Below are 15,935 nucleotides of genomic sequence, written 5' to 3'. Positions count from 1 at the left end.
ACGTCGTGACGTGCGCCCCTCGCATATGCGGATGCGCCCGAACAGCGTGACCCCACACCGGATGGCGCGTTGGTCAAGAAAGAGTTGACCAGTCATGGGCCGCAATCAGTCATCCGTCATCGCTCACTCGTCTTCGTCGGTGTCGCTTGACGCGAGCGTGGCCCGATCCTTTTTCATCGCCGGTTCGAGAGGCTTGTTCATGGCCGACCACGCAACCCACGACGCCCAGGCACGGGCCAGCCTGCATCTTCTTGTGCGGGACATCGAGCGGGTCCGCCGTCAGGTGGACGCACTGCGCACCCTCACCGCACAGCTGGGCAACGTCTACCGCCCGCGCCGCTCAGGCCCCTCCGCGGGGTTCGTCGTCTACGGGAGGGCGCCCGCCCCCACCGTCCGTCTCGCCCAGGAACTGCGCGACAGCGTCGAGACGTTGGTCACCGCAGCCGTGGACTTCGACCGTTCGCTGGGCTTCTCCTGGGACGCGGTGGGCTCCGCGCTCGGCGTCACCAAGCAGGCGGTCCACCGCAGGTACGGGGCGCGCAGGGCGGCCACCCAGGCGGCGGCCGAGGCCGAGCGCGGTGCGGAGGTCCCGGCGTCGCCGACGCCCGCCGTGCCGTCCCCGGCGGGGGCCACGCGTCCCGCCGTGCCGATGGGCGCGGGCCCGCTGTCGGCGGTCCCCGCCGCCCGCGCGCTGCCCGCCCAGCCGACCGCGAGCACCACGGGCCTGCGCGACGACGCGCGTCCCAGCGCCTTCCCCGGCCCGCGCCACGGCTGAGCCGCGACTGATCGCGGCGCCACATGCCGCTGCCTCCGCGTACGCCAGGTCGCGTACGGGGAGGCAGCGGCATGTGACTGCCACTTCGCTCGCGCCGCGCAACGGGGCGGACGGCGTCGACCGCCGCCCGCTCACCCGATGTCGAGCGGATCCACCCTGACCCGTACGGGCTCGCCCGCCCCCCGCGCCATCCGCGCCGCCTGCGCCTGCTTCAGGGCACGCGCGAGCACGGAGCCGCTGCCCGGCGGCACCCGCACCAGCACCCGCTCCCACTGCTCCCCGGCCGGCGGGCCCCCGCCCCGACGCCCGCCACCCGGTATCGCCTCGGGCACCGGCACGGGCCCCAACACCTCGGCGTCCCCCGGCAGTTCCACCGCCCCCATGAACCCGGCGACCGCCTCCGCCGTCCCCGTGACCGCCGCCATCCGTGACACGGGCGGAAACCCGAGCTCGGCCCGGTCCGCGAGCTCCCGCACCGCGTGCCCCACCGGGTCCCACCGCACCAGCGCCTGCACGGGCCGCAACGTCGGCTCGGCGACCACGACCACGGCGCCGCCCACCTCCTGCGGCCGCACCAGCGCGGACGCCGCGATCCACCGCCGCAGCGCCTCCTCCCCCGCCCGCAGATCGGCCCGCCCCAGCATCGCCCACCCGTCGAGCAGCAGCGCCGCCGCGTACCCGCCCTCGGCGACCGGCTCGGCCCCCGGCGTACTCACGACGAGCGCGGGCGTCCCCGGAACCGTGCCGAGCACCTGCTCACGCCCCGACGTCCGCACCGGCACCGTGGAGAACGCCCGCCCCAACTCCTCGGCGGTGCGCCGCGCCCCGACGACCTGCGCCCGCAACCGCGTCCCCCCGCACTCGGCGCACTGCCAGCGCCCCTCCTCGCGCCCGCACCACCCGCACGCGAGCACCCCGGTCGCCTCCCGCGCCTCCAACGGCCCCGCGCACTGCCGGCACCGGGCGGGCTCACGACACCGCTGACACGCGAGCCGCGGCACGTACCCCCGCCTCGGCACCTGCACCAGCACGGGCCCCTCGCGCAACGCGGTCCGCGCCACCTCCCACGCGAGACTCGGCAACCGGGCGGCCCGCGCCGCCTCGTCGCGCGCGACGTCCCGGTCCCCCACGGTGCGTACGAGCGGAGCGACCCGGCGTACGACGTCCCGCGGCGCGCTCACGGCGGCGGCCCAGCCGCTGCGCACCAGCTGGGCGGCCTCGACCGTGCAGCTCCAACTCCCCAGCAGGAACGCGCACTTGTCGCGCGTGGCCCGCAGCTCCAGGACCTCCCGCACATGCGGGAAGGGCGCGTGATCGTCGCTGTGGTGCTGGTCCCCGTCCTCCCACACGACGACGAGTCCCAGATCCCGTACGGGAGCGAACATGGCCGCCCGCGTCCCGACGACGGCCCGCACGGCCCCCCGCCGCACGGCGAGCCACTCGGAATACCGCCGCTGCTGCCCGGCATCGGCCGTCAGCAGAGCATGCTGCCCCTCCCCCAACTCCTCCCGCAGCGCGGCATCGACGCGCGCCGCGAGTCGCACGGTCGGCACGACGACCAGAGCCCCCCGCCCGGAAGCGAGCGTCGCCCGCACGGCCCGAGCGATCTCGTCGGCCCACTCGGGCCCGGGCAGCGCGGTCCACACGGCGCGCGGAGAGCCACCCGCGGCCAGCGAAGCCAGGAAGTCGGCCCCCCGCTCGTACCGCGCCCAGGAACCGGCCTCCGGAGCCGCCGGCGGCGCCGGAGGAGCAGCGAACTCCCGGGCCTCGGCCTTGGCATGCCGCGGCGGAATCGCGAGCTGAAGCACATCGGCGAGGCTCCCCGCATACCGGTCGGCGACGGCCCGGGTCAGTCCGAGCAACTCCGCATCGAGCACGGGCTCGGGCGACACGACCTGCGCGAGCGCGGCGAGCGGCCCCTGATATTCGGCCTCTGCCACCCGCTCGACAAGAAAACCGTCAATCAGCCCACCCCCTTCACGCCGGCCGTCCCGCACATTCCGGTTCCCCGCCCCGAAACGCACCCGCACCCGCACACCCGGCTGCGCGGCGGCGTCCAGCTCCTTCGGCACCGCGTACTCGAAGTACCGGTCGAGATGCAGCACCCCCTTGTCCACGAGCACCCGCGCCACCGGCAACTCCTCGGCCAGCGCCGCTCCCCGCCACGTCCGCGGCTTCGCCTTCGGCACCTTGGCAGCCCGCACGCTCTCCCGGATCAACGCAAGCTGCTCCGGCTCCCCGCCCTCGTCGCCCCTGTCGTTCTCGCTGCTCACACGTGCATTCCTACCAGAGGGGACTGACACCCGGCCCGCCCCGCGAAGGCCCGGGAACGCCGAAGGGCCCGGCCCTCCCCAAGGAGAACCGGGCCCTTCGGACCGATCAAAAAACCTGAGGCCTACAGGCCCGCGGCCTTGCGCAGCGCGTCCACGCGGTCGGTCTTCTCCCACGTGAAGTCGGGCAGCGCGCGCCCGAAGTGGCCGTACGCGGCCGTCTGGGAGTAGATCGGACGCAGCAGGTCGAGGTCGCGGATGATCGCGGCCGGGCGGAGGTCGAAGACCTCGGAGATCGCGGCCTCGATCTTGTCCGTGTCGATCGTCGCCGTACCGAAGGTCTCCACGAAGAGACCGACCGGCTCGGCCTTGCCGATCGCGTACGCGACCTGGACCTCGCAGCGCGCGGCGAGACCCGAGGCCACCACGTTCTTGGCGACCCAGCGCATCGCGTACGCGGCCGAGCGGTCGACCTTGGACGGGTCCTTGCCGGAGAAGGCGCCGCCACCGTGGCGGGCGTAGCCGCCGTAGGTGTCGATGATGATCTTGCGGCCGGTCAGACCGGCGTCGCCCATCGGGCCGCCGATCTCGAAGCGTCCGGTCGGGTTGACCAGCAGGCGGTAGTTCTCGGTCTCCAGCTTGATGCCGTCGTCGAGCAGCGCCTTCAGCTCCGGCTCCACCACGAACTCGCGGATGTCGGGGGCGAGGAGCGAGTCCAGGTCGATGTCGCTCGCGTGCTGCGAGGAGACCACGACCGTGTCCAGACGGACCGCCTTGTCGCCGTCGTACTCGATGGTGACCTGGGTCTTGCCGTCGGGGCGCAGGTAGGGGATCGTCCCGTTCTTGCGCACCTCGGAGAGGCGGCGCGAGAGGCGGTGCGCGAGGTGGATCGGGAGCGGCATGAGCTCCGGCGTCTCGTCGCACGCGTAGCCGAACATCAGGCCCTGGTCGCCCGCGCCCTGCTTGTCGAGCTCGTCCTCATCGCCTTCGACGCGCTTCTCGTACGCCGTGTCGACACCCTGCGCGATGTCGGGCGACTGCGAGCCGATGGAGACCGAGACGCCGCAGGAGGCGCCGTCGAAGCCCTTCTTCGACGAGTCGTAGCCGATCTCGAGGATCTTGTCGCGCACGAGCTGCGCGATCGGCGCGTACGCCTTCGTGGTCACCTCGCCGGCGACGTGCACGAGGCCAGTGGTGATCAGCGTCTCGACGGCGACGCGGGACGAGGGGTCCTCGCGCAGCAGCGCATCGAGAATGGTGTCGCTGATCTGGTCAGCGATCTTGTCGGGGTGACCCTCGGTCACGGACTCCGAGGTGAACAGGCGACGGGACACAACGCTCCCTGTGGTTGCAGCGGCTGCTGGCTGATCATTTGACGGTTGGTGCGGGGGGCTGCGCCCGGCACCGTCCGGGAACAGTTTATCGGTCGTACTCGGCCGCCGGGTCACGTGTCTCGCCCACTGGGAGTGCTGTGACCTGCGACACCGCATTCTGCGATACGACGATCGGTCTTCGGAAGGGTACTGCTCGCCCGAAATTGGCGTGTTTTCGGGCTTTCCTTGCGTCAGGAGTGCCGGATGTGAATTTCACGCACCGGTGCGGTTCCGCGCGTGTTACGCAAAGATTCAGCCGTTCGTCGCAGCTGCGAGACGGCGCGCCGTCTCGTCCCAGACGTGGTCGGCGAGCGCTTCCTTCGGGCCGTGGGGGACGGGCGTCTCGTGCCCGTCGGCGCCCAGGATCACGGCCTCGTTCTCCTCGGAGCCGAAGGTCTTGCGCTCCCCCACCTCGTTGACGACGAGCAGGTCGCAGCCCTTGCGGGCGAGCTTGGCGCGGCCGTTCGCGAGGACGTCGTCGGTCTCCGCCGCGAAGCCGACGACGATCTGGCCCGGTCGGGCCCGGTCGGCGGACAGCTCGGCGAGGATGTCCGGGTTGCGCACGAGGACGATCGGCGCCGGCTCCTCGCCGTCCTTCTTCTTGATCTTCCCGGTGGCGTACGCCTCCGGGCGGAAGTCGGCGACGGCCGCGGCCATGACCACCGCGTCGGCGTCGGCGGCCGCCTTGAGGGCCGCCTCGCGCAGCTGCACGGCCGTTCCTACGTGGACGACGTCGACGCCCGCCGGATCCGGCAGGTCCGCGTTCGCGGAGAGCAGCGTGACGCGGGCGCCGCGCGCCGCCGCCGTGCGGGCGAGCGCGTAGCCCTGCTTCCCGGAGGAGCGGTTGCCGAGGAAGCGGACCGGGTCGAGGGGCTCGCGGGTGCCGCCGGCGCTGACGACCACGTGGCGGCCGGCGAGGTCCTGCGGGGCGTCGCCGCGCGCGAGCACCCGGCGTGCGTACTCGAAGATCTCCGCCGGGTCGGGGAAGCGGCCCTTGCCGGTGTCGACGCCCGTGAGGCGGCCGACGGCCGGCTCGATGACGAGGGCGCCGCGGCGGCGCAGCGTGGCGACGTTCTCCTGGGTGGCCGGGTGCTCCCACATCTCGGTGTGCATCGCCGGGGCGAAGACGACCGGACATCGGGCGGTGAGGAGCGTGTTCGTCAGGAGGTCGTCGGCGAGCCCGTGGGCCGCCTTGGCGAGCATGTCGGCGGTGGCCGGCGCGACGATCACGAGGTCCGCGTGCTGGCCGATGCGTACGTGCGGCACCTCGTGGACCGAGTCCCAGACCTCTGTCGAGACCGGGTTGCCGGAGAGTGCCGACCAGGTCGCGGCGCCGACGAAGTGGAGCGCCGATTCGGTCGGCACGACGCGCACGTCGTGGCCGGACTCCGTCAGTCGACGCAGCAGCTCACACGCCTTGTAGGCGGCGATTCCGCCGCTGACCCCCAGAACGACCTTCGGCTTCGACGACACCGGTTCTCCCCTGACTCGAACACGTACGAACGAAAAGACGTACGACTCCATGACACACCACAGGCCCGACAGCTGTGCTGCCGGGCCTGAAGTACCGAAACTACGAGCTTTACTGAACCGGGCCCTCGATGGCCTCGGACGTCAGCAGACCCGCGTTGATCTCACGAAGAGCGATCGAGAGCGGCTTCTCGTGGACGTGCGTGTCCACCAGCGGGCCGACGTACTCGAGCAGGCCCTCACCGAGCTGCGAGTAGTACGCGTTGATCTGACGCGCGCGCTTGGCGGCGTAGATGACCAGGCTGTACTTCGAGTCGGTGGCCTCGAGGAGCTCATCAATCGGCGGGTTGATGATGCCCTCGGGCGCGGTGATGGTAGAGGACACTCTCTGCCTTCCGATGGGGTTAAAGATCAAAGAACTTTCATCAAGGCTAGCAGCTCACGGGCCACACCCTCGACGGAGGTATTGACAAGGGTGGTGTCGAACTCCGACTCGGCGGCGAGCTCCACCTTGGCTGCCGCGAGACGGCGCTCGATGACCTCCGGCGCCTCCGTACCGCGCCCGGTGAGCCGGCGGACCAGCTCTTCCCAGCTCGGAGGGGCCAGAAAGACCAGCTGCGCCTCGGGCATCGACTCCCGGACCAGGCGTGCACCCTGGAGGTCGATCTCGAGCAGCACCGGCTCCCCCGCCTCGAGGCGGTCGAGCACGGCCCGGCGCGGGGTGCCGTATCGGTTCCCCGCGAACTCGGCCCACTCGAGGAGCTCACCGTTGGCGATCAGCTTGTCCATTTCCTCGTCGGTGACGAAGAAGTACTGGACACCGTGCTGCTCGCCGGGGCGCGGCTTGCGGGTCGTGGCCGACACCGAGAGCCAGACCTCGGGGTGTTCCTTGCGCATATGGGCGACAACCGTGCTCTTGCCGACCCCCGAGGGGCCGGAGAGCACGGTCAGCCGCGGACGTTCACTCATGCAGCGATTATTCCAGTTGTTCCGGAGTGCCCGGACCAGCCCCGGGAATCACCCCGGGGCGGGCTCGGCCGCTCAGGCTCCGGTGCTGCCGAACTCGCGCTCCAGGGAGGCGATCTGGTTGGAACCGAGACCGCGCACCCGGCGGGATTCGGAGATCCCGAGCCGCTCCATGATCTGCTTGGCGCGGACCTTGCCCACGCCCGGCAGGGACTCCAGGAGGGCGGAGACCTTCATCTTTCCGATGACGTCGTTCTCCTGGCCCTGCTTGATGACCTCGTGGAGGGAGGCGCCGGAGTGCTTGAGTCGATTCTTGACCTCGGCCCGCTCCCGGCGAGCCGCGGCGGCCTTTTCGAGCGCGGCTGCGCGCTGTTCAGGGGTAAGGGGCGGAAGAGCCACGCCTACGTCACCTCGGATGTCGAACTGTCGGATACGGACCGGTGAGGAACCTAGTCGCCCCACACCTGGTGAGCAACGAACAACCCGCTGGCGTGCAGTTGACCGTTGACTCTCGACGGAGACTAGCGGGCATGGCCGCCAGAGTCAGCGAGAACAGACGAAAAGTCCTGGTCAGCCTCTGTCGAGCCGTACATTCTGGACAAATCGACCGCTAAACAGGACAGGATTCGGACGCAAAACCCAAGGTCGGCACGGAGTGCCACCTCTAAACCTCTCGCGTCAGGCCCCCGCGACGGCCTCGCGCACCTCGTCCGCGAACCGCACGGAGGCGTCCCGAAGGGCGGCGACCGAGGGCCCCGCCTTGAGAACTCCACGGCTCACATTCGGTACGACATTGCGCACGGCGGAGCCGAACACGGACGGGAGATCGGCCGCCGTGGCACCCTGCGCCCCGATGCCGGGGGCGAGGAGCGGGCCGTTGATGTCGAGCTCGTAGGAGGACAGATCGCCGAGCGTCGCGCCGACCACGGCTCCGAAGGAGCCCATGGGGTCCTCCCCCGCGTTCTCCTCGGCGAGGTGCGCGAGCATCGTCGCCCCTACGTTGCGCCCGTCGGCGCGGACCGCGTGCTGGACCTCGCCACCCTCGGGGTTCGAGGTGAGCGCGAGAACGAAGAGGCCCGCCCCGGACTCGCGCGCCAGGTCGACGGCCGGCTTCAGGGACCCGTAGCCGAGGTACGGCGAGACGGTCAGGGCGTCCACGAACAGCGGGGAGTCCTTGCGCAGGTAGGTCTCCGCGTACGCGGCCATGGTCGAGCCGATGTCGCCGCGCTTGGCGTCCATGACGACGAGGGTCCCGGCGGCGCGCAGGTCGGCGACCGCCTTCTCCAGGACCGCGACGCCCCGCGAGCCGAACCGCTCGAAGAACGCCATCTGCGGCTTCACCACGGCGACCGTGTCGGCCAGCGCCTCGACGCACGCGCGCGTGAAGGTCTCCAGGCCCGCGATGTCGTCGTTCAGGCCCCAGGAGGACAGCAGGGCGGCGTGCGGGTCGATGCCGACGCACAGCGGACCGCGCTCGTCCATGACGCGGCGCAGGCGTGCGCCGAAGGGGTCCATCGCACTCATGCGGAAGCCTTCTTCCTGACATCGGCGCCGATCGCGTCGGCGAGCGTGGCGTACGGGGAGTCGTTCAGGCGGGCGGCGAGTCCCTTGTGGATCGCGCGGGCATAGCAGGGGCCTTCGTAGATGAAGGCCGAGTAGCCCTGGACGAGCGTGGCACCGGCGAGGATGCGCTGCCAGGCGTCCTCGGCGTTCTCGATGCCCCCGACGCCCACGAGCGTGATCCGGTCGCCCACGCGCGCGTACAGGCGCCTCAGGACCTCCAGGGAACGCTCCTTGAGGGGCGCGCCGGACAGGCCGCCGGTCTCGTTCACGACGTCGCCCTTGGTGGCGAGGCCCTCGCGGGTGATCGTCGTGTTCGTGGCGATGATGCCGTCGAGGCCGAGCTCCACGGCCAGGTCGGCGACCGCGTCGATGTCCTCGTCGGCGAGGTCGGGCGCGATCTTCACGAGGAGGGGGACGCGGCGCGACTTCACGGTGCGGTCCGCCGCCTCGCGCACGGCGGTGAGCAGCGGCCGCAGCGCCTCGGTGGCCTGGAGGTTGCGCAGGCCCGGCGTGTTCGGCGAGGACACGTTCACGACGAGGTAGTCGGCGAACGCGGCGAGCCGCTCGGTCGACTTCACGTAGTCGGCGGCGGCCTCGGCCTCCGGCACGACCTTGGTCTTGCCGATGTTCACGCCGACCGTGGTCTTGAAGACGGGGTTGCGGGAGGCCAGGCGGGCCGCCACGGCCAGCGAACCCTCGTTGTTGAAGCCCATGCGGTTGATGAGCGCGCGGTCCTGCACGAGGCGGAACAGGCGCTTCTTGGGGTTGCCCGGCTGGGCCTCGCCCGTGACGGTGCCGATCTCGACGTGGTCGAAGCCGAGCATCGACATGCCGTCGATCGCGATGGCGTTCTTGTCGAAGCCGGCGGCCAGGCCGAAGGGGCCGTGCATACGAAGGCCCAGGGCTTCCGTACGCAGCTCCTTGTAGCGCGGCGCGAGATACGCGGCTACGAAGGTGCGCAGAACGGGCGTGCGGGCCGCGAGACGGATCCAGCGGAAGGCCAGGTAGTGGGCCTTCTCGGGGTCCATGCGCTTGAAGACGAGGTTGAAGAACAGCTTGTACATGCCTGAAGTCCTATAGGTCCTCATGAGGCGGTGGCCTCATGAAGAGGGGGACACCGTTGTGGTGTCCCCCTCTTGGGCTGCTGGAGCCTGTGCCGGGTCTTTTAGTCGCGGGCCGCCGTCAAGTGTTCCGCGTGTTCCTGCAGCGAGCGCACGCCCACGTCCCCGTGGCCCAGCGCCTCGATGCCCTGGACGGCCGCGGCGAGCGCCTGGACCGTGGTCAGGCACGGCACGGAGCGGGAGACCGCCGCCGTACGGATGTCGTAGCCGTCGAGGCGGCCGCCGGTGCCGTACGGGGTGTTGACGATCAGGTCGACGTCGCCGTCGTGGATCAGCTGGACGATCGTCTTCTCGCCGTTCGGGCCCTCGCCCTCGGACTGCTTGCGCACGACCGTGGCGTTGATGCCGTTGCGCTTGAGGACCTCGGCGGTGCCGGACGTGGCGAGCAGCTCGAAGCCGTGGGCGACCAGCTCGCGCGCCGGGAAGATCATCGAGCGCTTGTCGCGGTTGGCGACGGAGATGAACGCCCGGCCCTTCGTCGGCAGCGGACCGTAGGCGCCCGCCTGCGACTTGGCGTACGCCGTGCCGAAGACGGAGTCGATGCCCATGACCTCGCCGGTGGAGCGCATCTCCGGGCCGAGGACCGTGTCGACGCCGCGGCCGTGGATGTCGCGGAAGCGCGACCACGGCATGACGGCCTCCTTGACGGAGATCGGCGCGTCCATCGGCAGCGTGCCGCCGTCGCCGGTCTTCGGGAGCAGGCCCTCGGCGCGCAGCTCGGCGACGGTGGCGCCCAGCGAGATGCGGGCGGCGGCCTTCGCGAGCGGCACCGCGGTCGCCTTCGAGGTGAAGGGGACCGTGCGGGAGGCGCGCGGGTTGGCCTCCAGGACGTAGAGGATGTCCCCGGCCATGGCGAACTGGATGTTGATGAGGCCGCGGACGCCGACGCCCTTGGCGATGCCCTCCGTGGAGGCGCGCAGGCGCTTGATGTCGTAGCCGCCCAGCGTGATCGGGGGCAGGGCGCACGCCGAGTCGCCGGAGTGGATGCCGGCCTCCTCGATGTGCTCCATGACGCCGCCGAGGTAGAGCTCCTCGCCGTCGTAGAGCGCGTCGACGTCGATCTCGATCGCGTCGTCGAGGAAGCGGTCGACGAGGACCGGCCGCGAGGGGCTGATCTCCGTCGACTCCTCGATGTACGAGGAGAGGCGCTCCTCGTCGTAGACGATCTCCATGCCGCGGCCGCCGAGCACGTACGACGGGCGGACGAGGACCGGGTAGCCGATCTCGTCGGCGATCGTCTTCGCCTCCGCGAACGTCGTGGCGGTGCCGTGCTTCGGGGCCGGGAGACCTGCCTCCGCGAGCACGCGGCCGAAGGCGCCGCGGTCCTCGGCGGCGTGGATCGCCTCCGGGGGCGTGCCGACGACGGGCACTCCGTTGTCCTTGAGCGCCTGCGCGAGGCCCAGCGGGGTCTGGCCGCCGAGCTGCACGATGACGCCCGCGATCGGGCCCGCGAGCGACTCCGCGTGGACGATCTCCAGGACGTCCTCGAGGGTCAGCGGCTCGAAGTAGAGGCGGTCGGACGTGTCGTAGTCCGTGGAGACCGTCTCCGGGTTGCAGTTGACCATCACGGTCTCGTAGCCCGCGTCGCTGAGCGCGAAGGAGGCGTGGACGCAGGAGTAGTCGAACTCGATGCCCTGGCCGATGCGGTTCGGGCCGGAGCCGAGGATGATCACGGCGGGCTTCTCGCGCGGCGCGACCTCGCTCTCCTCGTCGTACGAGGAGTAGAAGTACGGCGTCTTGGCGGCGAACTCGGCGGCGCAGGTGTCGACCGTCTTGTAGACCGGGCGGACGCCGAGGGCGTGCCTGACCTCGCGGACGACGTCCTGGCGCAGGCCGCGGATCTCGGCGATCTGGCGGTCGGAGAAGCCGTGCCGCTTGGCCTCGGCGATCAGCTCGCGGGTCAGCTCGGGGGCGGCCGCGAGCTCGTCGGCGACCTCCTTGATGAGGAAGAGCTGGTCCACGAACCACGGGTCGATCTTCGTGTAGTCGAAGATCTCCTGGGGCGTGGCGCCGGCGCGGATCGCCTCCATGACGGTGTTGATGCGGCCGTCGGTCGGGCGGACGGCCTCTTCGAGGAGGGCGGTCTTGTCGCCGGTCTCGCCGACGAAGGAGAACTGCGAGCCCGCCTTCTCCAGCGAGCGCAGCGCCTTCTGGAACGCCTCGGTGAAGTTGCGGCCGATGGCCATGGCCTCGCCGACCGACTTCATGGTCGTGGTCAGCGTGGAGTCGGCGCTCGGGAACTTCTCGAAGGCGAAGCGCGGGGCCTTCACGACCACGTAGTCGAGCGTCGGCTCGAAGGAGGCCGGCGTCTTCTCGGTGATGTCGTTCGGGATCTCGTCCAGCGTGTAGCCCACGGCCAGCTTGGCGGCGATCTTCGCGATCGGGAAGCCGGTGGCCTTGGAGGCGAGGGCGGACGAGCGGGAGACGCGCGGGTTCATCTCGATGACGATGACGCGGCCGTCTTCGGGGTTGATCGCGAACTGGATGTTGCAGCCGCCGGTGTCGACGCCGACCTCGCGGATGATCGCGATGCCGATGTCGCGCAGCCGCTGGTACTCGCGGTCGGTGAGGGTCATCGACGGGGCGACGGTGATCGAGTCACCGGTGTGCACGCCCATCGGGTCGAAGTTCTCGATGGAGCAGACGACCACGACGTTGTCGTTCTTGTCGCGCATCAGCTCCAGCTCGTACTCCTTCCAGCCGAGGATGGACTCCTCCAGGAGCACCTCGGTGGTCGGGGAGAGCGTGAGGCCCTGACCGGCGATGCGGCGCAGCTCCTCCTCGTCGTGCGCGAAGCCGGAACCGGCGCCGCCCATGGTGAAGGAGGGGCGGACGACGACGGGGTAGCCGCCGAGCTCCTCGACGCCCTTCATGACGTCGTCCATGGAGTGGCAGATGTACGAGCGGGCGGACTCGCCGTGCCCGATCTTCTTCTTGACCTCTTCGACGACCTCCTTGAAGAGGTCGCGGTCCTCACCCTTGTTGATCGCCTCGACGTTGGCGCCGATCAGCTCGACGCCGTACTTCTCGAGGACGCCCTGGTCGTGCATCGAGATCGCGGTGTTGAGCGCGGTCTGGCCGCCGAGGGTGGGCAGGAGCGCGTCGGGGCGCTCCTTGGCGATGATCTTCTCGACGAACTCGGGGGTGATCGGCTCGACGTACGTGGCGTCGGCGATCTCCGGGTCGGTCATGATCGTCGCCGGGTTGGAGTTGACGAGGATGACCCGCAGGCCCTCCTTCTTCAGCACCCGGCAGGCCTGGGTGCCGGAGTAGTCGAACTCCGCGGCCTGGCCGATGACGATCGGGCCCGAGCCGATGACGAGTACGGACTTCAGGTCGTTGCGCTTAGGCACGGGCGGACTCCATCAGAGACACGAAGCGGTCGAACAGGTACGCGGCGTCGTGCGGACCGGCCGCCGCTTCGGGGTGGTACTGGACGGAGAAGCCCGGCTGGTCGAGCAGCTGGAGCCCCTCCACGACGTTGTCGTTGAGGCACACGTGGGAGACCTCGGCGCGGCCGAACTTGGTGTCGCTCACCTTGTCCAGCGGCGCGTCCACGGCGAAGCCGTGGTTGTGGGCGGTGACCTCGACCTTGCCGGTCGTGCGGTCCTGCACCGGCTGGTTGATGCCGCGGTGGCCGTACTTCAGCTTGAACGTGCCGAAGCCGAGGGCGCGGCCGAGGATCTGGTTGCCGAAGCAGATGCCGAACAGCGGCGTCTTGCGCTCCAGCACGGCGGTCATCAGCGCGACCGGGCCCTCTGCGGTGGCCGGGTCGCCCGGGCCGTTGGAGAAGAACACGCCGTCGGGGTTCACGGCGTACACGTCCTCGGGCGTCGCGGTGGCCGGCAGCACGTGCACCTCGATGCCGCGCTCGGCCATGCGGTGCGGGGTCATGCCCTTGATGCCGAGGTCGATGGCGGCGACGGTGAACTTCTTCTCACCGATGGCCTCGACGACGTACGCCTCCTTGGTGGCGACCTCTTCGTAGAGCGAGGCGCCCTTCATCTGGGGCTGCGCCTGGACCTTGGCGACGAGCTCGGCGTCGGCCGGGAGCGTCTCACCGGAGAAGATGCCGGAGCGCATGGAGCCGCTCTCGCGCAGGTGCCGGGTGAGGGCGCGGGTGTCGATGCCGGAGATTCCGACGATGTCCTGCGCGACCAGCTCGTCGTCCAGGCTGCGCTTGGCGCGCCAGTTGGACGGCACGCGCGCGGGGTCGCGCACGACGTAGCCGGAGACCCAGATGCGCTTCGACTCGTCGTCCTCGTCGTTCCAGCCCGTGTTGCCGATCTGCGGGGCGGTCGCGACCACGATCTGGCGGTCGTACGACGGGTCGGTGAGGGTCTCCTGGTAGCCGGTCATGCCGGTGGAGAACACGGCCTCGCCGAAGGTCTCCCCCACGGCCCCGTAGGCGCGGCCGCGGAACACCCGGCCGTCCTCCAGGACGAGCACGGCGGGAAGCACCTCTGTCCTCGTGGAGGGGCTCCCCTGCTTGGAGGTGGTCATCGTGCGGTGCCTTCCGTCGTGACGTTCGTGACGTGCGTGGTGTTCTTGTCGATCATGTTGTTGATTGCGGTGACCCACTCCGCCTGCTCGGCGGCGTGGTCGGAGCGGAATCCGGAGTCGATCAGCTTGTCGCCGTGCGCCCAGGTGACGATCAACAGGCCGCCCTCCGTGAGGACCTTGCCGGCGATGCCCTTGTCGAGCCGGGCCTCGCGCAGCGCGTCCGCGGGGACGAAGAAGTCGCTCGCTCCGGGGCGTACGGCGGTCAGGCCCTCGTCGGTGAGCGTCAGCTCCACGCGGCTGCGGGTGCCGAGGCCGTGCGCCACGATGCGGTCGAGCCACTGCCCTGCCGTGGTGGAGCCGTGGTAGCGGCCGCTCAGCTCCAGTTTCGCCGGGCCCTGCTCCGAAGGCGCGTCGGGAAGCGGCGGCAGGTCGCCCTGCAGGGTGCCGCGCCACTTCCAGCCCTGGCGCATCAGCCAGTAGACGAGCGCGATGAAGAGCAGCAGTCCGACGATCCAGCCGATCCGGTTCGGCCAGTCGGTGACCTCCGCCGACTTCTGTTCGGCGGCGAGGACGGCGAATGGTCCGGCGAGTGGTTGCAGAGGTGTCACGCGAGCTTCCCGTCGGCGAGGGTGGCCTTGCCCCGCAGCCAGGTGTGGGTGACGCGCCCCGGCAGCTCACGGCCCTCGTACGGGGTGTTGCGGCTGCGGGAGGCGAAGCCCGCGGGGTCCACGTCACCACGGTAGTCGGCGTCGACCAGAACCAGGTTCGCGGGCTCACCTGCCGAGACGGGACGTCCATGGCCGTGGGCCTGTCCGATCTCGGCGGGCTTCACCGACATCCGGTCGGCGACCCCGGCCCAGCTGAGCAGGCCCGTCTCGACCATCGTCTGCTGGACCACGCTGAGCGCGGTCTCCAGGCCCACCATGCCCATGGCGGCCGCGGCCCACTCGCAGTCCTTGTCCTCGTGCGGGTGCGGGGCGTGGTCGGTGGCGACGATGTCGATCGTGCCGTCGGCCAGCGCCTCGCGCAGCGCCATGACGTCCTTCTCGGTACGCAGCGGCGGGTTGACCTTGTAGACCGGGTTGTACGAGCGCACCATCTCGTCGGTGAGCAGGAGGTGGTGCGGGGTGACCTCGGCGGTGACGTCGATGCCGCGGGACTTGGCCCAGCGGATGATCTCGACGGAGCCCGCGGTCGACAGGTGGCAGATGTGCACGCGGGAGCCGACGTGCTCGGCGAGCAGGACGTCCCGGGCGATGATCGATTCCTCGGCCACCGCGGGCCAGCCGCCGAGGCCGAGCTCGGCGGAGACGGTGCCCTCGTTCATCTGGGCGCCCTCGGTGAGGCGCGGCTCCTGCGCGTGCTGCGCGACGACGCCGCCGAAGGCCTTCACGTACTCCAGGGCGCGGCGCATGATCACGGCGTCGTGGACGCACTTGCCGTCGTCGGAGAAGACGGTGACGCCGGCGGCGGACTCGTGCATGGCGCCCAGCTCGGCGAGCTTGACGCCCTCCAGGCCGACGGTGACGGCGCCGATGGGCTGCACGTCGCAGTATCCGTGCTCCTGGCCGAGCCGGTAGACCTGCTCGACGACGCCGGCGGTGTCGGCGACCGGGAACGTGTTGGCCATGGCGAACACGTTCGTGTAGCCACCGGAGGCGGCGGCCTGCGTGCCGGTCAGGACGGTCTCGGAGTCCTCGCGGCCGGGCTCGCGCAGGTGGGTGTGGAGGTCGACGAGGCCCGGGAGGAGCACCTTGCCCCCGGCCTCGACGACGGTCTCGACGCCGTCGGCGGACAGTCCGGTGCCGACCTCGGCGATCACGCCACCGTCGATCAGCACGTCCTGCGGCTCGCCGCCGAGCACCTTCGCACCACGGATCAGGGTCTTGCTCAT

Annotated in this window: 13 protein-coding genes; 1 reads left to right on the top strand and 12 read right to left on the bottom strand. The window is 70.6% G+C overall.

The features are described from left to right. Nucleotides 1-199 precede the first annotated feature (199 nt). A complete protein-coding gene (locus ACOKM3_RS33485) occupies nucleotides 200-775 on the top strand; it encodes a hypothetical protein (RefSeq protein WP_426904977.1) in 576 nt (191 codons plus the stop codon). A 131-nt stretch (nucleotides 776-906) separates the two neighbouring features. On the opposite strand, the gene ACOKM3_RS33480 is transcribed toward ACOKM3_RS33485, so the two are convergent. The 12 genes from ACOKM3_RS33480 to ACOKM3_RS33425 all read right to left on the bottom strand — a co-directional run bounded on the left by ACOKM3_RS33480 (nucleotide 907) and on the right by ACOKM3_RS33425 (nucleotide 15,935). Continuing rightward, nucleotides 907-3,048: a primosomal protein N' gene (locus ACOKM3_RS33480; RefSeq protein WP_426904976.1), complete on the bottom strand. Its 2,142-nt coding sequence runs from the start codon at nucleotides 3,046-3,048 to the stop codon at nucleotides 907-909. 122 nt (nucleotides 3,049-3,170) lie between these two features. Beyond that, the gene (gene metK, locus ACOKM3_RS33475) at nucleotides 3,171-4,379 is read right to left on the bottom strand and encodes a methionine adenosyltransferase (RefSeq protein WP_426904975.1); all 1,209 of its coding nucleotides are present in this window, start codon (nucleotides 4,377-4,379) and stop codon (nucleotides 3,171-3,173) included. Between the two features lie 291 nt (nucleotides 4,380-4,670). Beyond that, nucleotides 4,671-5,942, bottom strand: a complete 1,272-nt coding sequence (gene coaBC, locus ACOKM3_RS33470; protein ID WP_426904974.1) for a bifunctional phosphopantothenoylcysteine decarboxylase/phosphopantothenate--cysteine ligase CoaBC — start codon at nucleotides 5,940-5,942, stop codon at nucleotides 4,671-4,673. A 58-nt stretch (nucleotides 5,943-6,000) separates the two neighbouring features. Continuing rightward, nucleotides 6,001-6,273, bottom strand: coding sequence for a DNA-directed RNA polymerase subunit omega (gene rpoZ / locus ACOKM3_RS33465; protein ID WP_385763087.1), 273 nt, complete (start codon nucleotides 6,271-6,273; stop codon nucleotides 6,001-6,003). Between the two features lie 26 nt (nucleotides 6,274-6,299). Continuing rightward, nucleotides 6,300-6,857: a guanylate kinase gene (gmk, locus tag ACOKM3_RS33460; RefSeq protein ID WP_426904973.1), complete on the bottom strand. Its 558-nt coding sequence runs from the start codon at nucleotides 6,855-6,857 to the stop codon at nucleotides 6,300-6,302. Between the two features lie 72 nt (nucleotides 6,858-6,929). After that, nucleotides 6,930-7,253: an integration host factor gene (locus tag ACOKM3_RS33455; RefSeq protein WP_026246651.1), complete on the bottom strand. Its 324-nt coding sequence runs from the start codon at nucleotides 7,251-7,253 to the stop codon at nucleotides 6,930-6,932. Nucleotides 7,254-7,532: 279 nt separating this feature from the next. Next, on the bottom strand, nucleotides 7,533-8,378 hold the full coding sequence (pyrF, locus tag ACOKM3_RS33450) for an orotidine-5'-phosphate decarboxylase (protein WP_426904972.1): 846 nt from the start codon (nucleotides 8,376-8,378) through the stop codon (nucleotides 7,533-7,535). Continuing rightward, nucleotides 8,375-9,481, bottom strand: coding sequence for a quinone-dependent dihydroorotate dehydrogenase (locus ACOKM3_RS33445; protein ID WP_426904971.1), 1,107 nt, complete (start codon nucleotides 9,479-9,481; stop codon nucleotides 8,375-8,377). The genes pyrF and ACOKM3_RS33445 overlap by 4 nt, the downstream gene beginning before the upstream one ends. Nucleotides 9,482-9,582: 101 nt before the next feature. Further along, the gene (gene carB / locus ACOKM3_RS33440; protein WP_426904970.1) at nucleotides 9,583-12,891 is read right to left on the bottom strand and encodes a carbamoyl-phosphate synthase large subunit; all 3,309 of its coding nucleotides are present in this window, start codon (nucleotides 12,889-12,891) and stop codon (nucleotides 9,583-9,585) included. Then, a complete protein-coding gene (gene carA / locus ACOKM3_RS33435; RefSeq protein WP_426904969.1) occupies nucleotides 12,884-14,041 on the bottom strand; it encodes a glutamine-hydrolyzing carbamoyl-phosphate synthase small subunit in 1,158 nt (385 codons plus the stop codon). The genes carB and carA overlap by 8 nt, the downstream gene beginning before the upstream one ends. Then, nucleotides 14,038-14,649 (bottom strand): PH-like domain-containing protein, encoded by a 612-nt coding sequence (locus ACOKM3_RS33430; RefSeq protein WP_426904968.1) that lies wholly within the window; start codon nucleotides 14,647-14,649, stop codon nucleotides 14,038-14,040. Before ACOKM3_RS33430 ends, carA begins: the two co-directional genes overlap by 4 nt. After that, nucleotides 14,646-15,935 carry a dihydroorotase gene (locus ACOKM3_RS33425; protein WP_426904967.1) on the bottom strand — a complete coding sequence of 430 codons (1,290 nt, stop codon included), beginning with the start codon at nucleotides 15,933-15,935 and terminating at the stop codon, nucleotides 14,646-14,648. The genes ACOKM3_RS33430 and ACOKM3_RS33425 overlap by 4 nt, the downstream gene beginning before the upstream one ends.

The sequence above is a fragment of the Streptomyces nidicola genome, assembly GCF_050106155.1.
Taxonomy (GTDB): domain Bacteria; phylum Actinomycetota; class Actinomycetes; order Streptomycetales; family Streptomycetaceae; genus Streptomyces.
The sequence above is the reverse complement of the archived record's forward strand: the minus strand, read 5'-3'. Positions and strand labels throughout refer to the sequence as shown.